Annotated in this window: 18 protein-coding genes; 11 read left to right on the top strand and 7 right to left on the bottom strand. The window is 71.9% G+C overall.

Going from position 1 to position 24,237, the window contains the following annotated elements:
- Positions 1 to 95 precede the first annotated feature (95 nt).
- From WMF19_RS05145 to WMF19_RS05130, 4 genes are all read right to left on the bottom strand, one after another.
- Positions 96 to 1,259 (bottom strand): formimidoylglutamate deiminase, encoded by a 1,164-nt coding sequence (locus WMF19_RS05145; protein ID WP_437898041.1) that lies wholly within the window; start codon positions 1,257 to 1,259, stop codon positions 96 to 98.
- A 164-nt stretch (positions 1,260 to 1,423) separates the two neighbouring features.
- Complete coding sequence (locus tag WMF19_RS05140) at positions 1,424 to 2,071, bottom strand: hypothetical protein (RefSeq protein ID WP_437898040.1); 648 nt, start codon at positions 2,069 to 2,071, stop codon at positions 1,424 to 1,426.
- A gap of 61 nt (positions 2,072 to 2,132) precedes the next feature.
- A complete protein-coding gene (locus WMF19_RS05135) occupies positions 2,133 to 2,342 on the bottom strand; it encodes a hypothetical protein (RefSeq protein ID WP_437898039.1) in 210 nt (69 codons plus the stop codon).
- Between the two features lie 60 nt (positions 2,343 to 2,402).
- Entirely contained in the window at positions 2,403 to 3,380 is a 978-nt protein-coding gene (locus tag WMF19_RS05130) for a YegS/Rv2252/BmrU family lipid kinase (protein WP_373372267.1), read from the bottom strand.
- Between the two features lie 204 nt (positions 3,381 to 3,584).
- On the opposite strand from WMF19_RS05130, the gene WMF19_RS05125 reads away from it, so the two are divergent.
- On the top strand, positions 3,585 to 6,665 hold the full coding sequence (locus WMF19_RS05125) for a PEP/pyruvate-binding domain-containing protein (protein ID WP_437898038.1): 3,081 nt from the start codon (positions 3,585 to 3,587) through the stop codon (positions 6,663 to 6,665).
- Between the two features lie 216 nt (positions 6,666 to 6,881).
- On the top strand, positions 6,882 to 7,394 hold the full coding sequence (locus WMF19_RS05120; protein ID WP_437898037.1) for a DUF1993 domain-containing protein: 513 nt from the start codon (positions 6,882 to 6,884) through the stop codon (positions 7,392 to 7,394).
- A 79-nt stretch (positions 7,395 to 7,473) separates the two neighbouring features.
- Here the strand turns inward: WMF19_RS05120 and WMF19_RS05115 are convergent, their stop codons facing one another.
- Positions 7,474 to 8,169, bottom strand: a complete 696-nt coding sequence (locus WMF19_RS05115) for a type 1 glutamine amidotransferase domain-containing protein (protein ID WP_437898036.1) — start codon at positions 8,167 to 8,169, stop codon at positions 7,474 to 7,476.
- A gap of 143 nt (positions 8,170 to 8,312) precedes the next feature.
- Here WMF19_RS05115 and WMF19_RS05110 point away from each other — a divergent pair, with 143 nt between their 5' ends.
- From WMF19_RS05110 to WMF19_RS05100, 3 genes are all read left to right on the top strand, one after another.
- Positions 8,313 to 9,218: a LysR family transcriptional regulator gene (locus WMF19_RS05110; protein ID WP_437898035.1), complete on the top strand. Its 906-nt coding sequence runs from the start codon at positions 8,313 to 8,315 to the stop codon at positions 9,216 to 9,218.
- Between the two features lie 167 nt (positions 9,219 to 9,385).
- Positions 9,386 to 10,636, top strand: coding sequence for an AAA family ATPase (locus WMF19_RS05105; protein ID WP_437898034.1), 1,251 nt, complete (start codon positions 9,386 to 9,388; stop codon positions 10,634 to 10,636).
- Positions 10,633 to 11,202: a hypothetical protein gene (locus tag WMF19_RS05100; RefSeq protein WP_437898033.1), complete on the top strand. Its 570-nt coding sequence runs from the start codon at positions 10,633 to 10,635 to the stop codon at positions 11,200 to 11,202. Before WMF19_RS05105 ends, WMF19_RS05100 begins: the two co-directional genes overlap by 4 nt.
- A 22-nt stretch (positions 11,203 to 11,224) precedes the next feature.
- On the opposite strand, the gene WMF19_RS05095 is transcribed toward WMF19_RS05100, so the two are convergent.
- Together WMF19_RS05095 and WMF19_RS05090 are read right to left on the bottom strand one after the other, a co-directional pair.
- The gene (locus tag WMF19_RS05095; RefSeq protein WP_437898032.1) at positions 11,225 to 13,270 is read right to left on the bottom strand and encodes a sulfatase-like hydrolase/transferase; all 2,046 of its coding nucleotides are present in this window, start codon (positions 13,268 to 13,270) and stop codon (positions 11,225 to 11,227) included.
- Positions 13,271 to 13,275: 5 nt separating this feature from the next.
- Positions 13,276 to 15,330 (bottom strand): sulfatase-like hydrolase/transferase, encoded by a 2,055-nt coding sequence (locus WMF19_RS05090; protein WP_437898031.1) that lies wholly within the window; start codon positions 15,328 to 15,330, stop codon positions 13,276 to 13,278.
- A 153-nt stretch (positions 15,331 to 15,483) separates the two neighbouring features.
- Here WMF19_RS05090 and WMF19_RS05085 point away from each other — a divergent pair, with 153 nt between their 5' ends.
- The 6 genes from WMF19_RS05085 to WMF19_RS05060 all read left to right on the top strand — a co-directional run bounded on the left by WMF19_RS05085 (position 15,484) and on the right by WMF19_RS05060 (position 24,233).
- The gene (locus tag WMF19_RS05085; RefSeq protein ID WP_437898030.1) at positions 15,484 to 16,758 is read left to right on the top strand and encodes a SprT-like domain-containing protein; all 1,275 of its coding nucleotides are present in this window, start codon (positions 15,484 to 15,486) and stop codon (positions 16,756 to 16,758) included.
- 114 nt (positions 16,759 to 16,872) lie between these two features.
- Positions 16,873 to 17,403, top strand: coding sequence for an SRPBCC family protein (locus WMF19_RS05080; RefSeq protein WP_437799097.1), 531 nt, complete (start codon positions 16,873 to 16,875; stop codon positions 17,401 to 17,403).
- 492 nt (positions 17,404 to 17,895) lie between these two features.
- Positions 17,896 to 19,302, top strand: a complete 1,407-nt coding sequence (locus WMF19_RS05075; RefSeq protein ID WP_437898029.1) for a sensor histidine kinase — start codon at positions 17,896 to 17,898, stop codon at positions 19,300 to 19,302.
- A gap of 376 nt (positions 19,303 to 19,678) precedes the next feature.
- Complete coding sequence (locus WMF19_RS05070; protein ID WP_437898028.1) at positions 19,679 to 20,080, top strand: c-type cytochrome; 402 nt, start codon at positions 19,679 to 19,681, stop codon at positions 20,078 to 20,080.
- 129 nt (positions 20,081 to 20,209) lie between these two features.
- A complete protein-coding gene (locus WMF19_RS05065; RefSeq protein ID WP_437898027.1) occupies positions 20,210 to 22,768 on the top strand; it encodes a transglycosylase SLT domain-containing protein in 2,559 nt (852 codons plus the stop codon).
- A 100-nt stretch (positions 22,769 to 22,868) separates the two neighbouring features.
- Positions 22,869 to 24,233 carry a protein kinase domain-containing protein gene (locus WMF19_RS05060; protein ID WP_437898026.1) on the top strand — a complete coding sequence of 455 codons (1,365 nt, stop codon included), beginning with the start codon at positions 22,869 to 22,871 and terminating at the stop codon, positions 24,231 to 24,233.
- Positions 24,234 to 24,237: the final 4 nt, after the last annotated feature.

Below are 24,237 nucleotides of genomic sequence, written 5' to 3'. Positions count from 1 at the left end.
ACACCACGTGTGAGCGCGCTTCACGCTCGCCCGCTCGGCCCGGACCCGCCTCGATCCCCCGGCGCCGAGGCGCGCCGGCGCATCGTGTCGATCCATCAATGCGCAGGCGGGCCCGAGGGCGCGGGGCTCCCCTCCACCATCGAGGGGCTCCCGCTGTACACCACCGCGTCGAGCAGCCGCTCCTCCCGCACCAGCGCGAGCGCCGGCGCGTCCCGGCGCACGGAGATGCTGCCGCCGGGATCCGCGAACCCGCACGCCTCCGCCCCCCGCTGCGAGCCGATCTCCCAGAGCGCCTCGGCCGGCGTCGCCCCGCCCTCGCCCCGCAGCGTCACGCGCCGGCCCGTCCGCAGCCGCTCGCCCAGCTCGACGCCGCGCATGTCCTCGAACGGATCGGTGATCACGTGGCTGTCGATCCCGACGCACAGCCGGACGCCCGCCGCGCGCAGCGCGCCCACGTCGGGCAATCCATCGCCGAGGTCGCGCTCGGTCGTCGGGCACAGGCACGCGAACGCCCTCGCCGCGCCGAGCAGCGCCGGCTCGTGCGGCGCGAGGTGCGTCGCGTGCACCGCAACGAAGCGCTCGCCGAGGACCCCGCGCTCGGCGAGGAGCTCCACCGGCCGCCGGCCCGTCTCGGCGAGGCACGCCTCGATCTCGGCCGGCTGCTCGGCGACGTGCATGTGCACCATGAGCCCGCGCTCCGCGGCGTACCGCGCGATCTCGCCGAGCCACGCCGGGGGCACGGCGCGCACGCTGTGGGGCGCCACGCCGACGCGCACGTCCTCGCGGCCCGCGTAGCGCGCCCGGAGCGCCTCGACGTCCGCGAGGGCCGCGTCGAGCGAGGCGTCCGAGAAGCGCCGCTGCGCCCCCTCGGGCGCCCTGCCCGCGCCCGCGCGCGAGTAAACGACCCGGAGGAGCGCGATCCGGAGGCCCTCCTCGCGCGCGGCCTCGATCACCGCGTCCGCGAGGACCGTGCGATCCGCGTAGGGCGCGCCGCCGGGCTGGTGGTGCACGTAATGAAACTCGCCCACCGTGCGCACGCCCGCGGCGCGGAGCTCGCGATAGGCCACCTTCGAGATCGCATGAATGGACTCCGGCGTGAGCGACTCGGCGAGCGCGTACATGGCGCTGCGCCACGACCAGAAGTCGTCCGCCCCCGACGGCCCCGGCCGCTGCGCTTCACCGCGCATCCCGCGCTGGAAAGCATGGGAGTGGGCGCTCGCGAGCGCCGGCAGCTCGATGGCTCGCTCGGTCAGCCTCATGCCGCACGTCGCTCCCGTCGGTCCCGTCCATCCCGTCTATCACGCCGGGATGGCCGGGGAAAGGCGCGGTCGGCAGCGCGGCCGGCGCTTGGCCGCGAGCCAGCGCGGAGTTCGGTGCCGGAGCGGGGAGCAGGCGGCCCGAGGCGGGCCGCGTCCGCCTCCGATCACCCGTCGTTCGGCGTCGTGAAGAGCTGGAAGCAGCCAACGCCGAGCTTGCCGCAAGCCCCGTCGAGCAGCGTGTCGCCCCTGTCGGTTTGCTCGTAGAAAGCCATGGTGAGCGCGCTGCACGCGGGGAGCACACCGCGCGTGTACGCTCGCATCTCGGCGGCGCAGGCGTCGATCTCCGCGATGGTGGCCGTGCACTGCCTCGGCTGGCCGCAGGGCTCTGCTTCGACCTCCACGAGGGCCTGCTCGATCAGCTGCTCTGCCTGGCTCGGGTCGGCCATGCACCCCTCGACCAGCTCGGAGCACTTCGCCTGCAGCTCGGCGTCGTTGGTCCCGGGATCGTCCCCGTACGCCGCGCCGAGCACGCCCTGCATGAGGCACACGTACTCGACGGTCACCTCCTCGGCGCTGCAGCGGCGATACCCCTTGCACGCCTGCTCGACCTCCGCTGGCGAGAGCTCGCTGACGAGCGCCGACGTGTCGAGTCCGGAGCAGGATTCAGCCCCGGAGCCCCCGCCCTCCGTCGAACCCGTCGAGCCCGTCGAGCCGCTCGGCGTCGCCCCGTCGTCGTCTCCCCCGCAGCCCAGCCCCGAGAGGCCGCAAGCCAAGCACGCCCCCACCACCCCAGCCCAGAACGTCGTTCGCATTCCTCTGCACTCCCGATGAAAGGTCAAGAATCGAGCCCTGCCGCGGCAGAACCACGTTTCCTTACGCCGGGCGGCTTCGATTCCTCCCTGACGAGTCCGTCACGATGCTGCTCGCGGCGCCGCCGCAACCCCAGAACGTGGTCGTGGTCGTGGTCGTGGTCGTGGTCGTGGTCGTGGTCGTCAACGATAGGCCGTGAACGACCACGGCCACGACCACGTGAACGACCACGACCACGTAAACGACCACGTAAACGTAAACGTAAACGACCACGACCACGATCCGGCCCCGGCCATCTGGACCTTCCCCGGGCCTTCGTGGCCCGAGCGCGCCTCACCGCTTCGGCTCGACCTCGAGCTCGGGCAAGCCCGCGAGCTTCACCTCGACGTCCGCCGCCGGCGGAGCTTCACGCGCCTCCTCGCGGCGGGGCGCCATGACCATCAGGGCGCGCGGGAGGCACTCCACCACGAGCGGAGTCGTCCCGGACTCCTCGCCGTCGATGAGCACGTTCTGGGGCGGCTCGGTGGTGATGCTGACCCGCCGGGCGGCGAGGAAACCGACGTTGTCGCGCTCGGCCGGCTCGCCGTCGATCGCGGTCCTCAGGAGGTGCAGCCCGGTCGCGACCGCCTCGACCAGCGTCGTGGCCGACACGATGGTGAGGTCGAGCCGCCCGTCGTCGGGGGACAGGACGGGCGGCCCCTGCGCCAGCACCGTGCGCGGAGGCGCCATGTTCGCGACGGTCACCGCGACCGCACGGCAGTGGATCCGCTGGTCCTCCGTCTCGATCTCGACCGCGAACGGCTCGAGGCTCATCAGCTTCTTGAGCCCCGTGCGGATGTACGCGAGCACACCCCAGCGCTGCTTCTCGTCCTGCGGGGTCTCGCCGACCGTGTCGGCGTGCAGCCCGACCGCCGAGAGCAGGATCATGGTCTTCCCATTGGCGCGGGCGGCGTCGATGCGCGTCGGCTCGCCGTGGACGAGCACCTCGATCGCGCCCTCCAGGTCGTCGGGGATTCCCAGGGAGTGCGCGATCGAGTTCGCCGTTCCGAGCGGCAGGATGCCCAGGCACGCATCGGTCCCGAGGAGCGCGGACGCCACGCTGGAGATCGTCCCGTCGCCGCCCGCCGCGATCACCAGCGAAGCGCCTTCGCGGCGCGCTGCATCGGCGCAGGCGGCGGCAGAGCGGTCCGCGCTCGTCTCGTAGACGCTCAGCGTGAGCTCGCGCTGGAGCCGGGCAGGCAGCGACTCGACCACATCACCCGCATGGCCCGCAGCAGGGTTGACGATCAGCGCCGCTCTCCGCTCGGTCATCGCGGCATCGTAGAACGCCGAACCGGTTGAAACCCCAAGAAAAATCGGCAGGGTGGCCGCGAGCGGCGCCAGCGCGAGCGGCTATCGCCGCGGCCGTACGGCTGTGCCTGCGTGCGCCACGCGCGCGACAGCGACGCCCCGCCGCGCAGCCCCGAGGCGCCGCTCATCGCACGGTGGCACGGCAGTTGTACCGCGATGTTGTTCATGAGACTTCAGCGAATCGGTCGACCGGCTTGCCTTGCGCTCGCGCTCCTCGCCGCGGGGACGCTCGCCGCCTGCGGAGAGGACTCGTCAGAGGCGACGGGTGGCAGCGGCGCCACGAGCAGCGGGGGCGCCACCGGCGGCGAAGGAGGCGCGGGCGGCGACGGCGGGGGGAATGGCGGGAGCGCCGGAGGCGGCGCTTCATGGCCCGTCGACACCTACCCGATCGACATCACTCCATCGGAGGACTGGAAGAACCAGATCACCTTCCCCTTCGAGCCCTTCGCCGCCTGGCCCCCGACCTTCCAGACGCCGGGCTGGGTGAAGTTCACCGTGCTGATGCACGATCCCACCAAGGTCTATTACCAGGACAGCAACAAGTTCCCGTTCCACGGCGAGTTCGCCACGACGCGGCTCGACCCGTTCTTCGACATGTCGCAGGCCGAGTTCGACCAGGTCTCGCTGCACGAGGAGGGGCAGAAGGCCATCCTCGGCGCCGTGCTCTTCCCGCCGACCCCGGAGAGCGTGCCGGAGTACGGTATCCAGCTCGTCCGCCAGGAGGCCTACGATCCCGAGGTGGCGCGCGTCGTCCTGGAGCTCGTGAAGGACAGCGTCATCGCGCCCCAGGGGGCGCAGCCCTTCTATTTCCCGACGTACGAGCAATCGGCGTCGGCCGCGGAGAACAGCGCGTTCTTCGAGGCGAGCGGGTTCCCGGTGAGCTCGGTCGAGCGGTGGCTGGACGGCGACGCGTGTTATGCGACGGGCTGGGCCGTGGGCCGGCTCCGCTATGTCCCGCCGGACGCGATCGACGCCGCCTATGCGAGCGGCGAGCTCCGGGCCGAGGACATCCTGCTCACCGACTCCATCCCTGCGGAGGTGCCTTATGTGGCGGGCATCGTCTCGCTGTCGCCCGCGACGCCGAACGCGCACACCGCCCTCCTCGCGACCTCGTTCGGCATCCCCTTCGTCTACCTCGGCGATCCGGCCGCCGCGGAGGCGGCGAAGGCGCTCGACGGCGAGGAGGTCGCGCTGCGCGCCTCGCTGCAGTACGGGGCCATCTGCCGCGCCGCGCTCTTCGAGGCCGGAGGGATCGCGCCGGCGGACAGGGAGCAGCTCCTCGCGCTGAAGCGGCCCGGCGAGCTCGGGATCCAGCCCAAGGAGCCCCTCGGCGCCTACGCCGGGTCCACCGAGGATCTCGGCCCCGCGGATATCGTCCATTTCGGGGGCAAAGCCGCGAACTATGGCCTGCTGCGGGACGCCATCCCGGAGAGCTCCGATGTCGCGGTCGCGCTGTCGTTCGATCTCTGGGACGATTTCCTCGATCAGGTCATGCCCGGCGGCCGCACGCTGCGCGCCGAGATCGCGGAGCGCCTCGCAGGCCACAGCTACCCGCCCGACATGCTGGCGCTCAAGGCCGATCTCGCGGCCATCCGCGCGCGGATCACCGGGGAGACCGCCTTCTCGGCGGGGCAGCGGCAGGCGATCGAGGCGGCGCTCGAGGGCTTCACGCCCACGAAGAAGATCCGGTTCCGGAGCTCGACCAACGTGGAGGACAGCGCCGTCTTCACGGGCGCGGGCCTCTACGACAGCTACAGCGGCTGCCTGGCCGACGATCGGGACGCGGACCAGGAGGGGCCGAGCCTGTGCGACCCCGGCGAGGCCGGCGAGCGCGGCGTGTTCCGCGCGATCCGCAAGGTGTACGCGAGCTTCTACAACGACAACGCCTTCCTCGCCCGGCTCCTCCATGGCGTGGACGAGGCGGAGGTCGGCATGGGCGTCCTCGTCCATCACTCCTATCCCGACGAGGACGAGATGGCGAACGGCGTCGCGACGCTCACGCGGCGCGAGCTGGTCAATGACCAGATCCAGATCGTGACGCAGCTCGGGGCGACGTCCGTCACCAACCCGGAAGGCGGAGCGCAGCCGGAGGTCGTGACCGCGAGCCTCTTCGACCAGGAGACCTCCGTTTACCTCCTGTCCGGCTCGACGCTCGTCCCGCTCGGCGGCCACGTGATGCGATGGGAGGACGATTACCACGCGCTCGCCGCCCTGCTCGGCCGCGTCGAGGCGCGGTTCAGCGAGCTGAACCCCGGCAGGAAGTCGTTCCTGCTCGATTACGAGTTCAAGAAGATGAAGCCTGGGAACCTCGTCGTGAAGCAGGTGCGCGAGGTCGCGCTCCCGGACACGACGCCGAGCCTCACGCCGTTCCTGCTCGACGAGCCCCGGGAGGTCTGCACCTTCCAGGGCGAGTTCGGCGACGTGTTCGCGAACCACCGGCTCAAGGTGCGCGCGAGGCTCTCGGCGAAGAGCGGGTTCCTCACGCCGGCGGCGCTCGCCGGCACGCTCTTCGAGGACGCGCGGCTCGACTACCTCTCCGGTGGATCGGTGGCGACGCTCTCGGGGAGCCCCGCGGCGTGGCCGGCCGCGTCCCACGCGTACGATAGCGAGACGACCACGGACTCCTTCGTGGACGGCGCCGGGGCCTCGGAGATCACCTATTCGCTCGCCGCCTCCCCGGTGCCCGAGCTCCTGCCGCCGTCGCTGGGCCCGCTGGTCGCGCTGCGCGACGTCGGGATGATGCTGAGCGCCGCTTACGCCACGCCCGCGCCGGCGCTCGACTGGGACGGCACGCCGCTCGCGGTGTCCTCGGAGGTGGTGCAGCTCGACGCTTGTCCCGCCGACGGCCCCCCGGTGGCGGGCGCGCTGCTCCAGGAGCGCTCGCTCTCATGGACGTCCGGCGTCACCGTGGAGACCGCGTTTTACTGGCCGCCGGCCCCCACGGGCCCCACGGCGGGGTACACGGCGCCGCTCCACAAGTGGGTGGGGACGCGCATCGAGGGGCTGACGAGCGCTCCGATCGTGCTCAAGGGCTATCACGCGCAGACGTACCACCCGCAGCACCACAACTTCTCGGAGGACTTCATCTTCGAGCCCCGCCTCGAGCCCGGTCTGGATCCGGCGATCCTCGCCGAGCTGGAGCAGAAGGGCATCCGCCTGATCTACGTCCGGACGTCGGACGGCGGCGGGGAGAGCGCGAAGCTGTGGACCCTCGATCCAGCGGGCGTGTTCCACCAGATCGACTGATCGGCGCACGGGCGGCCTGCGGAGCCCCGGCGAGCCCCGCCGCCGCCTGAGGCTCCGCCGGGCGCGTCACTTCTCCTCGAAGCGTACCACCGGGCTCGACCGCCGCTCCAGGCGACCGCGCGATGTGGACCGTGGCCGGCGCGCGCGCGGAGTTGACGCGCGGAGGCCGCGGGTGGACCAGAGGCGCCGGCTGTTCCTGCTGACGAGGAGAAGATCATGAGCCTTTACGACAGCTCGTTCCCCCAGATGACTCGCATGCTCGGCCAGGTCCTGGTCTGGCTCGACAAGGCGGAGGCCTACGCGCAGCAGAAGAAGTTCGATCCGGAGGTGCTCCTCGCCGCGCGCATCGCGCCCGACCAGTGGCCCTTGAGGCGTCAGATCCAGACCCTCATCGCCTGGCCCGTGAGGCTGGGCGCGCTCCTCACCGGCGTGGAGCCGCCGCAGTTCGAGACGCGCGACGAGACGATCGCGGAGCTGCGCGCGCGCATCGGCAAGACGATCGAGCAGGTGAAGGCGCTGAAGCCGGAGCAGCTGAAGGGCGCGGAGGACCGCACGCTTCCGCTCTTCTTCCTGCCGGGCAAGGGCATGAAGGCCCCGGACTTCGTGTTCCAGTTCGCGCTCCCCAACTTCTACTTCCATGCCACCACCGCGTACTCGATCCTGCGGCACAACGGGCTCGACGTCGGCAAGGGCGACTTCATCGGGTCGCTCGACCTCCGCGACCTGTGACCGAGGCCGGCCTCGGCCTCCCCGCCGGCCTGCGACCCCTCCCCGCCGGCGCTGGACGTCGGCCCCACGCGGCGCCCGCTCAGCGCGCGCTCCCCTGCCGGTCGGCGAGCGCCGCGAGCGTCTCCTGCGCGACCAGCGCCGAGGACGCCGGGTTCTGTCCGGTGACGAGCCGACCATCCCGGACGGCGAACGGCTTCCACACCGGCCCTCGCTCGTAGCGCGCGCCCAGGGAGCGCAGGCGCGATTCGAGGGCGAACGGGACGACGGCCGCGAGGCCCACGGCCTGCTCCTCCTCGTCCGAGAAGGCGCTCACGCGCCGCCCCTTCACGAGCGGCTCGCCGCTCGCGAGCCGGACGTTCACGAGCGCGCCGGGGCCGTGGCACACGGCGGCGACCACCTTGCCCTGATCGAACGCGCGGCCGAGCAGCCTCGCCGTGGCGGCGTCCTCGGCGAGATCCCACATCACGCCGTGGCCACCGACGACGAAGTACGCGTCGTGCTCACCGGCGATCCCGTCGATGCGGAGCGTCGACGAGAGCTTCGCCTTCGCCCGCTCGTCCTCGAGGAACGCCCGCACGGCGTCGGACGGATCCTCGGCGCTCTTCGGGTCGGCCGGCGGCTTGCCGCCCTGAGGCGACGCGATGTCGACGTCCGCCCCGGCCTCTATGAACGCGCGGTACGGCGCGGCGAGCTCCTCGAGCCAGAACCCGGTCGGTTGCCCGGTGTCGCCGAGGCGTGCGTGGCTGGTGACGATCAAGAGAACCCTCGCGTTCATGGCGTCTCGCTCCTCTGGGCGCCTCTGCGCCCGTTGCGGTCGCGCCCCTCGCGCCCGAGGCGCTCGGGCCCGCGGTGACGGGATGAACCTAGGCCTTCGAGTCGATGCAAACCAGCGAGATGATCTCACGCTATAGATGAGCCATGCTCATCAATTACGAGCTGCTCCGCACCCTGCTCGAGGCCGGCGTCGCGCCCACGTTCGCCGAGGCGGCGAGGCGCCGCCGCGTCACGCCGTCGGCCGTGAGCCATCAGATCAAGGCGCTGGAGGCGCAGCTCGGCGTCCCGCTGTTCGAGCGGGTCGGGCGCAACGCGCGGCTCCTGCCGGCGGGCGAGGGCCTGGTCGGCGCGCTGCGCGAGGCGTTCGCGCGCATCGACGACGCGCTCGCCGCGGCGTCGGACGACCACCGCGAGGTCCGCGGGGCCGTGCGCATCGGCGGCCCGGGCCCGTTCTCCCGCATGTGGCTGCGGCCCCGGCTCGCTCGGCTCCTCCGCGAGCACCCCGAGCTCGTCATCGACGTGCGCTTCGACGTGCCCTCGGTGCTCACGCGGCGCCTGCTCGCGGGGGACGACGATCTGAGCCTGCTCGTGGGCGCCGAGGACACCCCCGGGCTCGAGGCGCGGCCCGTCTACGTCGAGGAGTTCTCGGCTGTCGCGTCGCCTGCACTCCTCGGAGCGCGCGGCCGCCCGGAGACGGCGCGGGAGCTCGCGGAGCACAGGTTCGTGGTCTTCGACGCGGATCTCGCGATGCACGCCGCCTGGTGGCGGGCCTCGTTCGGCAGGAAGGCCCCGCTGCCGCCGAAGATCGCCTGCCGCATCACGAGCCTCGACGAGATGCTGGCGCTCGCGATCGCGGGCGTCGGGATCGCGGTCCTGCCGAACTACTTCATCGCCGAGGCGGTCGCCGCGAAGCAGGTCGTCGTGGTGGGGCCGCGGCCGGCCAAGGGGCGCCGGGGCGCCCGGAACACGATCCACCTGGCCTGGCGCAAGGGCGCGGCGCAGAGCGCGCGCTTCCGGGCCGTGCAGGCGGCGCTGCTGGAGGAGGGCTGAGCGCCGAGGCCGAGCGCGGGCTCACCGACCCGTACCGCGGGGAGTGCTGGGCCTGGAACGTCCGCCGCCTGTCCAGAGTCCGCACGCTTCACCAGGCGCGGGCGCACCGTCGAGCGATTCAGCCAAACGACGGGCAGCGCGGCAGCTACACTCCACGCCGAGAGCCCATGCTGACCTCGATCACACTCGAGAACTTCAAGAGCTTCCGGAAGGCGGCGATCCCGCTGGGCCCCTTCACCCTGCTCGTCGGGACGAACGCCTCCGGCAAGAGCAACCTCCGCGACGCGTTCCGCTTTCTCCATGGCGTCGGCCGCGGCTATTCGCTGGCGGAGATCTTGGGAGAGAAGTACGGCGAGGGCGGCGAGCTTCAGTGGAAAGGGCTCCGAGGCGGTACAAAGGAGGTCGTCTTCGGAGGAGGAGCGGAGTTCTCGATCGGAGCAGAGCTCAACGAGATTGAGAACCAATACCACATAAAGTATCGAATCTCCGTCGCGACCGGGCTCTCGAACGCTGCTCCCAGGGTCATACGCGAGGCCCTCTACGGGAGCACAGACATGGACTTCGACTCGCACCCCGCTGAAAACGCGCCTACGCAGAGAGACAACGACCGCTTGCTCGTGCGCCTCGCGCGAGGTGGTGAGGAATCCACGTTATCAAGCTCGCCTGCGATAAGCTCGCCTGCGATCGCGCAGGTCAGGGATCCCCGTTACGTCCGGAGACAAGCAAAGCGAACGCTGCACACGCTGCGCTCGATGCGCTTTTTGGATCTCTCACCGGACGCTGCCCGGCTCCCCTCGTTGCCAGGCCGACAGGTGCTCGGGGATCGCGGCGAAAACCTCTCGTCCGTGCTGCAAGCGATCTCCCAGGATCCGAAGCGAAGAGACACGCTCCTCGAGTGGATCCGCGCCCTCACGCCGCTCGACGTGATGGATCTCGAATTTCCCCAGGATTTCGCCGGACGCGTCCTCGTGCACCTCGTGGAGCAGGGCGGGCGCAGGATCTCGGCCTACAGCGCCTCGGACGGCACGCTGCGCTTCCTCGCGATCCTCGCCGCTCTTCTCGACACCGACTCTGCTCATTTCTATTTTTTCGAGGAGATCGAGAACGGCATCCATCCGACGCGCCTTCACCTCCTCGTGCAGCTCATAGAACAACAGTGTCGCACCAGGGATGTCCAGGTCATCGCGACGACCCATTCGCCCCAGCTCCTCGGCTTCCTCAGCCCCGAGTCCAGGGAGAGCGCCCTCCTCATCTATCGGCTCCGCGGCGCCGACGAGTCCAGCGTGCGCAAGGTGGTCGATCTTCCCGACCTGAACCGGGTCCTCGAGACGCAGGACCTCGCTCGCCTCCACGCTTCGGGCTGGCTCGAGGACATGGTCGAGCTCATGGCTGACGACGCAGGCGAGGCCGCCCAGTGAGCTATCGCGTGCTCGTCATCCCCGAGGACTTTCGCAAAGATCAGTACGTCCTCGAGCCCATCATCACAAAGATGTTCGAGGCGATCGGCCGTAAAGCCAAGGTGCTCGTCTGCCGCGATCCGCTCCTCGGCGGCGTGGACCAGGCGCTTCGGTGGGAGCGCCTCCGGGAGATACTCCTGCGCTATCAGGCTATGATCGAGTGCTTCCTGCTCATCGTCGATCGCGACGGCAAACCGGGGCGGCGCGAGGCCCTCGATAGACTGGAGTCGCTGGCCAGCACCGCTCTTCCCCCGGGGAAACGCTTTCTGGCCGAGAACGCCTGGCAAGAGGTTGAAGTGTGGCTCCTCGCCGGGCACGATCTGCCCTCCGAGTGGGCGTGGAAGGAAGTACGGGCCCACGAAAACCCGAAGGAGCAATACTATCAACCCCTCGCCGAGAAGCGCGGTGTCCTCCAGGAGCCGGCAGAGGGGCGCGGGCTCCTCGCCCGCGAAGCGGCCTCGCGGTACAGCCGCATTCGCTCCCTGTGCCCGGAGATCGCGGACCTCGAGCGACGCCTCGGCGCGTAGCGCCCCCGCGCCCCGTACAGGCTCACCCGCCCCAGTCGACCTTCGGCCTCCCCGGCGGCGTGACGTTCGGCATCTCGTGGAAGAGCCCCCGCGCGAGGTCGGGCAGCGGCGCGCACGCCTGCTCGCCCAGGTTGGTGAGCTCCAGCGGGTCGTCGAGCACGTTGAAGCAGTGGTACTCGCCGTCCCACTCGCGCGCCTCGATCTTCATCGGCCCCTGCATCATCCCCCAGTTGCGGAACGCGCAGCCCCACACCCACGTGCAGTTCGTGAGCGGCATCGGCGCGACCGTGCGCTCCGGCCGCGTCAATGGATGCCCGATCATCCGCCGGCGGAACGGATCGAGGCCGGGCTCGTCCCAGAGGCCCATCAGATCGAGGAACGTCGGCGCCAGGTCGAGGTGCCACACGAACGTGTCCTTCGCGCCCTCGATGCTCGCCCGCTCCTCCGGCGCGAGCGTCCCCTCCGGCGCGTCGACCCACGTCGGGACGAGGATCTCCTCGTCCCAGAGAGAGCTCGTGTGGCCGAGCTGCCAGTGCTCCCGGAACGACTCGCCATGATCCGACGTGTAGACGATGACCGTGCGCTCGCCGCTCGGCGTCCCGCGGATGTGCTCGATGAGCCGGCCGACCGCCATGTCCGACAGGTAAACGACGTTCTTGTAGTAGTTCTTGAAGTGCTCGTTCTTCTCGGGCGCCTTGGTCAGCTCGCTCGGTTGAAACGGCGAGTGGAGCGGATCGCTCACGTACGGGAAATGGACGTTCGAGTAATGGACGACCGCGAAGAACGGCTCGACGAGCTCGTCCCACTCCTCGATCACCCGATCCGTGAGCTGCCGATCATAGGCGCCGTAATCGAGGTCGGCGCCCGGATCGAGCTGGGTCGCGACCGCGCGGTGCGAGACCGGGATATCCTGCACATAGAGCCGGGCGTTCCCGAACATGAGGTTCTGGCTCGTCCAGTACGCGGTGTCCCACCCGGCCGCGTGGGCGTAATCCCAGAGCAGCGGGGCAGAGCCGAGCACGGCGAGGCTCTCCGTCGGAGGGACGCCGGACCAGATGTTCGAGATCGAGATGGCCGTCGTCGAGTCGTGAGCGCGCATCTGCAGGAGCGGCATGCGGCGGGGCGCGGCGGCGTTGGAGAACGGCGTCGCCTTGTCGCAGGCCGGGTCGTACGCGACGCACGTCACGTCCGCCCGCTGGCTCTCCTGCAGGATGAGCACCACGTTCCGCGGCCGCGCAGGCCGCGCCGAGAGCCGCGGCACGCGCTCCGGGTGGCGGCGCTGCACCCGCAGATCCGGGGAGTCGTTCGTGATGCCGAGGTGCTCCTTCACCAGCGCGGTGATGCCGTGGAAGTAGATCATGTCGGCCGACGACGACTGGATCACCCGGTAGCTCACCGGGATCATCGCCACGCCGGCCAGCGCGAGCGGCACGACCGCGGCGGCGAGGCGCCGCCGGAGCCGCCGGGGGCGCACGAGCCGGCGAGAGAGCCGGAGCGCCCCAAGGGCGAACCCGAGCGCGACGGCGAAGTGGGCGATCACGCTCGGGTGCCCGAGCGGGAGCGTGCCCACGATCGACCAGGGGATCGACTGGGAGTGGATCTGGGAGTCGATCGAACAGTAGATGTTGTAGAGGGCGTGGAAGCCCCCCTGGACGCCGCACGCGAGCGTGAAGAGCGCGACGAACAGCGCGCCCACGGCGCCGCGCGCCGCGCCGCGGCGGCCCGAGGCGACGTAGAGCAGCAGGCCCCAGAACCCCAGCGACGCCGCCACGGTCGCGGCGTACCCCGCGGCGTGCGGCCGATCGAACGTGGTCATGTGGCGGGCCCGGCGCAGCACGTCGAGGACGAGGAGCCAGAGCGCGGGCGAGGCCAGGAGGGCAACGCGGATCAGCCGGCCGCGGCGGAGCGCGGCCTTCCGCGCGGCGCGCGGGCGGGCGCGGGCGAGGTCGCGAGCGGCGCGAGCGTCGGCGCGCGCGGGGCGATCGTCCGCGTGCGCGGGCAGGCTGATGGCGGGGGACGCGGGCGGCTCGGCGAGCGCGCCGCCCTCTCGGTCGATGTCCTGGGTCATCCGGATCAGTCGTGGCGAGGCACCGCCGCGAGGTCGCGGAGGTGGGCGGGGACGTCGACGCTGCCGGCGGGGCCGCCGTAGAGAGCGTCCGCGAGCCGGGGCAGGTCGCCACAGGCGGCCGGCCCGAGGTCGCGCTGCTCGCGGGGGTCGGCGAGCACGTCATAGCAGTGCCAGGCGGTGTCCCAGGCGCGGGATTCGAGCTTCATGTTGCCGCGCATCATCCCCCAGTTCTTGAACGCGCAGCCCCAGATCCCTGTGCAGTTCGTGAGCGCCAGCGCCGCCGGCCCCGGCGACGGCCGGAGCAGGCTGTGCCCGACCATCGCCGCCCGGTACTCCGCGAGCTCCGGCTCCTCCCAGAGGCCCATCAGGTCGAGCACGGTCGGCGTCACGTCGGTGTGGAAGACCGGCTCGTCCCGGGCCGCGCGCAGCGCGCCCTCCTCCGCGGCCGTCAGGGTGCCCGGCGGCGCGTCGACCCATCCGGGCACCCGGATTTCCTCGTCGAGGATCGAGCCCGTGTGGCCGAGCTGGCCGTGCTCCCGGAACGCCTCGCCGTGGTCCGACGTGAAGACGATGACGGTGCGCTCGCCGACCGGAGAGCTGCGGACGAAGCGGATGAGCTCCGCGATGGCCGCGTCCTGACGGTGGACCGCGTTCCTGTAGAAGTTGCGGTACGCCTCGTTGTCGTCCGGCGCCTTGCTCTCGAGGGCGGGCTGGAACGGCGCGTCCTCCGGGTCGACGAGGTAGGGGACGTGGGTGTTCCCGAAGTGAGCGACCGCGAGGAACGGCTCGCGCAGCGAGAGCACCTCGGACTGGACGTGCGCCGACAGCAGCCGGTCGTCGGCCCCGAGATCGATGTCGGCGAGCGGATCGAGCTCGGTCGCGCCGCACTGGTGCGAGACCGGAAGGTCCTGCACGTAGAGGCGCGAGTTGGCGAACATCATGTGGTGGCTCGTCCAGTAGGCGCTGTCGAAGCCGGCGGCGTGCGCGTAGTCGAAGACGAGCGGCGCCGTGTGGAGCGCCTCGCGGGTCGCCGTCGGCTGGAGGCCGGACCAGAGCACCGCGAGCCCGATCGCCGTCGTCGAGGCGTTCGAGCGCATCTGCGTGAGCGGGAGCCGATCGGGGACCGCCGCGTCGATGCGCGGCGTGCCGGGGCACGCGACGGGCGCCTCGCCGGCGTCGACAGGCACGGGCACGCGCGCGGAGCACGTCGCGTCGGCGCGCACGCTCTCGGTCAGGATGAAGAGGACGTTGCGCCGCGGGCCCGGCCGCGGGGTGACCGGCGGCAGCGAGGGCGGCGTGCGGAGCCCGGGGCGCACCTGCGCCGTGGTCTGGACGCCGGCGAGCTCCTTGAGCAGGCCGCCGATCGCGTGGAAGTAGATGACGTCGGGCGTGGAGGCCTGCACCGTGCGGTAGGAGCACGGCAGGACGAACGCGGCCACCACGACCGCGGGCGCGGCGAGGCGGGCGGCGCGGGCCCACGCCGTGCGGCCGGGCCGCACGATCCGCCGGCCCAGCCACACGAGCGCGATAGCGAGCAGGAGCGGCGGGAGGACCGAGCGGAGGAAGTTCTCGCCGTCGGCCCGGAGCTGGCCGAAGAGGCTGGCCGAGAGCGAGGTCCCGAAGAGCGTCGCGTCGAGGTTGAGGTACGTCGCGTACTGGCGGTGGAAGTAGAGCTGGCCGCCGAGCGACAGCGTCGCGAGCGCCACGAAGAGCAGCGCCGCGAGCCACCGCGACGCGCCCCGCCGCGACGAGGCCGCGAAGAGCAGGAGCCCCCAGAGCGCGGCGCTCTCGACCATCGCGCCGACGTAGCTCGCGATGTGCTTCCCGCCCAGATCGAGCAGGCGATCGCCGCGGATGTGGACGTCCGCCACCACGATGAGGAGCAGCGGGAGCGCGAGGAACAGGCGGCCGTAACGGCGGCGGACGCGGGCGACGGCGCGCAGCCGCGCGCGCGCCGCGGCGCGATCTGCGCCCAGATCGCGGGCGAGGCCGCGAGACGAGCGGCTTGCGGCGTCGGCCTCGACCGACGGGGGATCGTTGAGCGCCTTGGAGCGGAGCACGGAGGCGCGCGAGTTTACCGAGGACGTGGCGTATCGGGAACGTTTCTGAGTCGGCTCGGTGGCATCGGGGTGACGGCGCCGGCCGGGATTGCCCGCCCGGGGGACGAGAAAACCCTTCGACCGCCGCGCGAGGCGTGCCATGGAGGCGTTCGCATGGCGGAGCAGCTCTTCCTGAACGGGATCCGCGGCGCGCAGCAGGCCTCCGGGGCCGCGGCGCCGCCGGCCGAACCCGCGTCGACCGAGGCCGCCGCGCAGCCCGAGCCGCGGCCGGCGCCGGGCGCGCCGACGCCCGAGCCGCCGCTCGAGACGGCGGCCAGGCTCAGCGCCGAGCTGGAGGCCGCGCTCGTGCGCGAGCTCATGGCGGCGTACCAGAGCCTGAACTACACGCATTTCCGGCGAAAGCTGCGGTCTGCATCCATCGAGCTGTCCGACGCCGCGAGCCGGCTCGGGCGATGGGTCTCGGAGGCGCGCGCGATCGAGATCTCGCGGCCGCTCGTCCTGACGCAGCCCTGGGGCGTCGTGATCGAGGTGCTGAAGCACGAGATGGCGCACCAGTACGTGCACGAGGTGCTGGGCGTCAGGGACGAGGCGGCGCACGGGCCGGCGTTCCGCGAGGTGTGCACGCGCCTCGGCATCGACGGGACGGCGGCCGGGATGCCGGCCGCGGGGCGCTCGCCGGCGGATCCGGCCGCGCGCGGCGACGGGGACGCGTCGGAGGCGAGCGTGGACGCGCGGATCCTCGATCGCATCGCGCGGCTGCTCGCGCTCGCCGACAGCCCGAACGCGAACGAGGCGCAGGCGGCGATGAGCGCCGCGCAGCGGCTGATGCTGAAGTACAACCTCGACGTCGCGAAGGCGCGCGCCGCGCGGCAGTACGGCTTCCGCCACCTCGGCGCGCCGAGCGGCCGCGTGGGCGAGACCGAGCGGATCGTCGGCGGCATCCTCGGGAAGCACTTCTTCGTCGAGGCGATCTGGGTGCCTGTCTACGTGCCTCTCGAGGGCAAGCGGGGCAGCGTCCTCGAGATCTGCGGGACGCCGGCGAACCTTGAGATGGCGGCCTACGTGCACGCGTTCCTGCACCACACGGCCGAGCAGCTGTGGCGCGAGCACAAGCGGACCCACGGGGTGAAGGGCAACAAGGACCGGCGGACCTACCAGGCCGGGGTGATGCTCGGGTTCCTGGAGAAGCTGAACACGGAGCGGAAGGTGTCCGTGGAGCAGGGGCTCGTCTGGGTGAGGGACGCCGATCTGGACGGCTATTATCGGACGCGCCACCCGCACGTGCAGCACCTGCGCCACGCGGGCAACCAGCGGACGGCGGCGCACGCGCACGGGCGCGAGGCGGGGCGAAAGATCGTCCTTCACCGCCCGATGCAGGGGGCGACGGGCAACCGGGGCATGCTGCTGCCGCCGGGCAAGAAGGGCTGAGCTCGCGACGCTGGATCCGGGCCGCGCGACTCGGACGGACGACGGGGACGACGAGAACGACGGGAGACAGCGCAGCGCCGGCGTCTCGGCGGCGGCGCGCGCTCGACGCGCTCGTTGACGGAGAAGGAGCGGTTCCGGCACGATGGCACGGCGCGCGGGCCAACCTGGGAGAAGAACGAGATGCCGCTCCTGTTCACCATTGAAGAGCGCTTCGATGCGTCGCCCGAGGACGTCTTCCGGCTCGCGACCGACATCGATTCGTTCGGCGACTGGATGCCCAATTTCGTGCGTGCAGAGAAGCTCACGGGCGCCGTCGTCGGCAAGGGCGCGATGTGGCGTGAGACCCGCAAGATGTTCGGCAAGGAATCGACCGAGCTGTTCGAGGTGACGGCGGCGGAGCCCGGCAAGCGTCTGGACCTCTTCGTCGACGGGCAGAAGGGCACCACGGGGCGGGGGGCCTACCGCTTCCGGTATGTCTTCGAGCCCGAGGGCGCCGGCACGCTGCTCAAGATGGAGGGCGAGATCGCCGGGATGGGCTGGTTCATGGAGACGGTGGGGCGGCTGTTCATCGGCAGCTTCAAGAAGGCGGTGCACGGGGATCTCAAGGCGATGAAGACGCACCTGGAGCGACGGCGGGCGAGCTAGCGCTGCGCCGACTGGCCCCTGGAGGGGCGCTGGTCCCGGCCGCCCGGCCCCCGGAGAGGGTGTCCGTGGGGCGGCGCGGGGGCCCCACCGAACTCGCCCGATCGACGTCCTCTCTCCGGCGCGCTGCGCACGCCGGAGAGAGGACGTCGATCGGGCTCAGACAGCGGTCCGTCCCCCGCGCCGCCCCACGGACACCCTCTCCGGGGGCCTCTTCGGTGTTCATCAAGCTCGTTCGGTCGCGCTCGGGGCACCAAGCGCGACCCCCCAGCGCTCACCAACGTAATCGTGGACGTGGTCGGTTTATCATCCCTCGACACGAGCCCAGCGGACATATCGCTCGACACGAGCCTAGAGGACATCCGCTGATGCAGCGAGGGCGATCGTGCGCGGCTCCGGCGCGCTTCCTGCGTTGCGCTGGGGCGGAGGGCGTAACAGCATCCCGGAATGGCGATGCGACGGCGGAAGGACGCGGCGAGGTCGAAGTCTTCTCTTATGCTCGATCGGCTGCCGTCTATCCTGCTGCCGCTGTTTGCGGCGTTCTTCGTGGCTATCGCGAGCTTCGTGATCTCCGCTGGCTACGCAGAGCACCGGGCCACCGAGATCGACGCGGCGGCCATGAGCCTGGCGGAGAACGCCACGCCGAGCATCATGGCCCTGGCGGCCGCGCGCGCCGAGCTGAGGCATACCCAGGCGCTCCTGAGCGACCTTGTCAACGACGCCGCGCTGGGCCGCCCGCGCGACCGCCGCGAGCTTGACGAGGCGCGCGACAATCTATCCCGGAGCATCGACGTTTACCTCGGCATGCCCGTCTATCCGGGCGAGCTCAAGCAATGGCAGACCGTCGCGCAGGCGCTCGGCAAGCTCGATCTGGACACCGATCGGGCCCTCTCGCTGGTGGCGAACGGCCGTCCGGACGAGGCCAACAAGCTCGTGGATGGCGCGCTGCGGGCGGACTTCAATTCGACGAGCGAGGCTGTGATGGACAGCATCGAGATCAACGCGCGGCAGGCACGTCATCTGGCGATCGAGATAGCAGCCAACCGTGTCCGCTCTCGTCGGATCGCGTTCGTGCTCAACACGGCGAGCGTGACGTTCGCGGTGCTGGCCTGCGCGGCGGCCGCCGTGCAGATCCGGCGCCATGTGAGGCTGCTCTGGCAGCAGGGCGTGCTCCTGGAGCGTCGAGCGGATGAGCTCGAGCAGTTCGCCGGCCGGGTCGCGCACGACGTGCTGAGCCCCCTCGGCGCGGTTGCGCTCGCGCTCGACCTCGCCCTGCGGCGGTACGGTGAGGGAGAACCGGCGCGCAAGGCGCTCGAACGGGGCCGGCAGGCCATCATGCGAGTCAAGCGCATGACCGACGGACTCCTGGAGTTCGCTCGCGCGGGCGCGAGGCCGGAGCCAGGCGCGCGCGCCGAGGTGCGCCCCGTCGTCGACGATCTCATGGCCGAGCTCGTCCCTGCCGCGACAGAGCTCGGCGCGGAGCTCTGCGTCGAGCCCTTCGCTCCGTGCGCGGTGGCCGCGAGCCCCGGCGTGCTGACCAGCATCCTCGCCAACCTGATCCGCAACGCGCTCAAGTACCTCGGCGACGCGGCGGTCTGTCGCGTCGTGATCCGGGTGCTCGACGAGAGAGATGCTGTGCGGATCGAGGTGGAGGACACCGGGCCCGGCATCGCGCCGGCCCTCGAGCAGATGGTGTTCGAGCCCCATGTCCGAGCGCAAGGCGCGCGAGTGCCGGGCCTCGGCCTGGGACTCGCCACCGTCAAACGCTTGACAGAGGCGCACGGCGGCCGCGTGGGGCTCCGCACGGTCGTGGGCAAAGGGAGCCTCTTTTGGTTCGAGCTGCCCAGAGCGAGCGCCGCGTCAGCGCGCGCGTTCGAGATCGGCTCGAGCTCCAGCGCGTGACCTCCGGGATACTGCGCCCGGTCGCTCTGCGAGCGACGCGAGGACGCCGCTCGCGAAAGAGCGAAAGAGCGGCGCATCGGCGAGCGGGAGACCCACAGGCCGTGGAGCGAAGGCTGCCTCATCGTCGATGCATGGATCCCCATGGCGCCTCGCACTTGTACAAGGATGCCCCCTCGGGCGACCCGCGGCGCCTCGCACTTGTGCAAGGTTGCCCCCCTCGGACGACCCTGGTCTCTTTCCGTTCACACCGATCCGTCTTTGTTGACCCGGTGCGCGGCCCCAGGCACCATCGGCGCGCAGCGCCCGGCCGGCCTGCATGGCTGGAGGCTCGACTCCGGCTCGCTCCCCTTCCCTAACAAGCTGTTGAGGTGCTTTGATGCCCGTTCGTACAATGCTCTTGCTCTGCTTCGCGCCCTTCGTCATTGGCGCTCTCCAAGGTTGCGGCGGTGATGACGGCGGGGGCGACACCTCCGGGGGATCGCCGCTCGGTGAATGTCCGCCGGACTCGGCCGCGCAGGCGGATACGGGCTACCAGGCGCTCCAGACCCAGTGCGCGCCCTGTCATTTGTCGACCTCGGAGGGCGCGTCGCGCATCGGCGCTCCGGAAGATGTCAACGTCGACGACGCCGCCAGCGTCAGGGCCGAGGCGGCGGAGATCCTCGCGGAGATCCGGATCGGCGGGGCGAATGGCGGGGACGGGATGCCCATCGGCTCGAAGCTCTCCGACGACACGATCGAGGCCATCCGGGTCTACCTCGCCTGCGACGCGGCCCAGTAACGCCGCGCCCGCTTTTCTCACGTCCGAACGCCGGAGCGCCAGCTCACGAGCGGGCGCTCCGGCGGCTCCCCGGCGCGCCGCTCGCCTCGATACGCTGTGCGACCGCGCGATCCGGAGTATGGTGCAGGCATGTTCAGGCTGGATGCCCGCTCCGGGGCCGCCGCGCTCGCGCTGGCCACCACGCTCGCGCTGACCGCCTCGCTCGGCGCCTCGTGCGTCGGCGCGCCCGCCGCGCAGCGCGGGGCGACGGCCTGCCCGCCGCTCTGCCCACAGCCGGCGGCCCCGCCGAGCGCAGCGCCGCCGGGTCCCGTCGTCCCGGGCACGCCGGGCGAGGCGCCGGCGTTCGACCCCGAGCGCCTCACCCTCGTGCTCGACGACCCGCGGCTCGCGCAGGTGCAGAAGCTCGTCGAGCAGGAGGCGTACGCAGGCGCGGCCGCGGCGATGGCCCAGGCGCTCTCGGCGCCCCTGTCGCCCGCGGACGCGGCGGCGTTCCGCTACCAGCTCGGGCGGCTGCGCGCCCTCGGGGGCGATCCCCTGGGCGCCGCGAAGGAGTACGACGCCGCCGCGGCGGCGGGCGGGCCGCTCGCGGATCACGCGAGGTTCGCGGCGGCCGATCTCCTGGCCAGGGCGGGGCAGCCCGACGCGGCGCTCGAGCGCGCGCGCGCCGTCGCGTCGGACGTCGCGATCGCCGACGAGCTCGATCGCGTCGTCGCCGGCGCGCTCGCCGACAAGGGCGACATCGAGGGCGCGGCCGCGCGCTGGCGCGCGTACCTCTCCCGCAGCTTGCCGGCGTCGACGTGGGTGCCCGAGGCGCTCCGCTTCGCCCGCGCGCTGCTCCGCCACCCGAGCGAAGACCACGCTGAGGAGGCGATCCGTGTCGCCCGGCGCGTCATCGACGAGGCGCCGGGCGGCGCCGGCGCCGGGGAGGCGAAGGAGATCCAGGACCAGGCCCTGTCGACGCTGCCGTTCGCGCGGCGCAAGCCGTTCCTCGATCTGGGCCCCGCCGATCTGCTCGCCCGCGCGCGCGCCTTGCTCGCCTCGCGCCAGGACAAGGAAGCGCTCGCCGTCACCGACGCGCTGATCGCCCTCCCCGAGGCGCAGGCGCCCTCGGCCTTCGCCTGCGACGCGTTCGCCGCGCGCGGCGAGGCGCTCGGGCGCCTCCGGCGGCGGGCCGAGGCCGCCGACCTCTTCGGCACGGCGATCGAGCGCTGCAGGCCGGCTGCGCCCGCCGCCGCAGGCGCCAGCGCGCCCGCCACCGCAGCCGTGACGCCCGCCCCCGCGAGCGGACCGCCCGCCCCGCGGCGGCCCGAGACCCTCTACAACGCCGGGCGCGCGTCGCTCCGCGTCGATCGGCACGCCGAGGCGGCCGCGCGCTTCGCGCTGCTCGAGAAGGAATACCCGGATCACCGGCTCGCCGACGACGCGCGCTACCTCGGCGCGCGCGCGCTGCTCGGGCTCGGGGACCAGGCGCAGTTCGTGCAGCTGCTCACCGCCATGCCCGACGACTACCCGTCGGGCGACATGGTCGCCGACGGCCTGTTCGAGCTCGCGCTCTTCGAGATGGAGCGAGGCGACTGGGCGGGCGCGGTCAGGCCGCTCGAGCGCGCGCTGGAGCGGTTCCCGCACGAGCGCGCGTACCACGCCGCCGGCAGGCTCCCCTATTACCTCGGGCGCGCCCACATCGAGACGGGCTCGCCAGACAAGGGGAAGGCGCTGCTCGAGCAGGTGATCCGCGACTACCCGCTCTCTTTCTACATGGCGCTCTCCCACGCGCGGCTCGCCGACGTGGACCCGGCCGCCGCCCAGCGCGCCCTGTCCGCGGCCCTGGAGCGCGACGCGAGCGCGCCGTACACCGAGCTCAGGAGCCCGCTCTTCGCGCAGCCCGCCTTCACGCGCGCGGTCGAGCTCGCGCGCCAGGGGGAAGCGAGGCTCGCGCGGCGCGAGCTCGACCTGCTCGGCGTCGGGGGCAAGACGGCGCCGCGCGAGGTGATGTGGGCCTCGGCGTTCCTGCTGGCGCGCGCGGGCGCGCTGCCGCAGTCGTACAGCATCCTGCGCACCGCCATGGCGGCGCCGACGGCCGTCGAGCTCGCGGGCGAGTGGGTCGATCACTACCCGGTCGGGCGCTGGCGCGGCGCGTGGGAGCTCGCCTTTCCGCGCCCCTTCGTGGACGTCGTCACCGCGGAGACCAAGCGGAGCGGGATCCCCGAGGCCCTCGCCTACGCGATCATGCGCGAGGAGTCCGCCTTCGACCCGAGGGTGGCCTCGCCGGCTCAAGCGTTCGGGCTGATGCAGCTCATCGTGCCGACCGCGAAGCGGGTGGCCAAGCCGCTCGGGCTGCCGTGGAGCGCCGACGCGCTGAAGCGCCCCGAGGTCAACATCGCGCTCGGCTGCCGTTACCTGTCGGAGCTGCGCGGCCAGTTCTCGGACAACCCGCTGCTGGCGATCCCCGCCTACAACGCGGGGGGCGGCGCGCCGAAGCGATGGATCGCGGAGCGCCCCTCGCAGAGCTTCGACCTGTGGGTCGAGCGCATCCCGTACGAGGAGACGCGGCTCTACACGAAGCGCGTGATGACGAGCCTCGCCGTCTACGAGCTCCTCTACGCCGGCGCTCAGCCGGGCGAGGCCCTGCGGACGCCGCTCCCCGCGAGCCCGGCCGCGCGCTCGGCCGTGGCGAACGCCGCGCCCTGACCCGCGCCGGCGGAAGCCGCGCGCCGAAGCGCGCGCGGAAGCCGTACGCCGCCGAGGTTTCGGCGAGCGGGCCGCGGTGAAGCTTTGGTAGAGTCCGCGTGTGATCGACCCATCGAGCCCTTCCCATCAGCTCGTGGGCGCCGTGCTCAACGGGCGCTTCCGGATCGTGCGTCTCCTCGGCGAGGGGGGCATGGGCGCGGTCTACGAGGCCGAGAGCCTGCGCGGCGAGGGCAAGCGGGCGATCAAGGTGCTCCACCCCGAGTTCACGCAGGAGGAGCAGGTCCTCCAACGCTTCTTCGCCGAGGCCGAGGCGACGAGGGGATTCGCCCACCAGAACATCGCCTCGGTCTTCGAGGCGACCCGCGCCGAGGACGGCACGCCCTACCTCGTCATGGAGCTCCTGCAGGGCGTCCCGCTCTCCGCCTACATCGACGCGGGCAACCCGATCCCGCCGCAGCAGGCCGTGCCGATCATCCACGAGGTGCTCCAGGCGCTCATGGCGGCGCACAGCCACAGGGTGATCCACCGCGATCTGAAGCCGGAGAACCTGTTCCTCATCCGCGATCCGCGCGGGGGCTTCCGCGTGAAGGTGCTCGACTTCGGCATCGCGAAGGTGATGGACGCGGCCGGCGGAATGGGCCTGAAGACCCGCGCTGGCACGCTCCTCGGGACGCCCGGCTACATGAGCCCCGAGCAGATCAAGAACGCGCAGGGCGTCGACGCGCGCGCCGATCTCTGGAGCGTCGGCATCATCTTCTACGAGATGCTCACGGCGACGCAGCCGTTCCCTGCCGAGAACGAGTTCGCGCGGCTCACCGCCGTGCTCGCCAAGGAGGTGCGCCCGATCGAGCAGGTCGCGCCCCACCTCGCGGCCTGGGGCCTCTTCTTCCAGCGCGCCCTCTCCAAGGACGTGGCGGGGCGCTTCCAGACGGCCGAGGAGATGGCGCAGACGCTGGGCGCCATCGCGCACCGCACGGGCATCGCGACGCCCAGCGCCCGGCCCGATGCGCCGGCGTCGCCCGCGCTGACGCACCAGCTGCCCTCGCTGCCGCAGCCGCAGCCGCTTCCGAGCGCGACGCAGCCGCCGCAGAACATGGCGCTGCCGCCGCAGAACGTGGCGCTGCCGCCGCAGAACGTGACGCAGCCGGTGCAGAGCGTGCCGCCGGTCGGGTCCAGGATCCCGTCGGTGCCCCCGCCGCGCATGACGGCGCCGCCGGGCCAGGCGTCCCCGTCGGTGGCGCCCACGGCGACCTTCTCGGTCACCAACAGGCCAACCCACATCAGCGCGCAGCAGCCCGCCGGCGTGCCGACGCTCACGGGCGGCCACTACGACGTGCGGGTCGTGGAGGTCCCCCTGGCTGCCGAGGGCGGTGGCTCGGAGGGCGCTGCCTGGTGGCTCGTGGGGCTCATCGGGCTCGTGTGCCTCGGGGTCGGCTTCGCGCTCGGCGTGCTGGTGAGCCGGTGAGCGC

The organism is Sorangium sp. So ce124 (genome assembly GCF_051525235.1).
GTDB classification, from domain to species: Bacteria; Myxococcota_A; Polyangia; order Polyangiales; family Polyangiaceae; genus Sorangium; species Sorangium atrum.
This window is presented reverse-complemented; position numbering and strand designations above follow the sequence as displayed.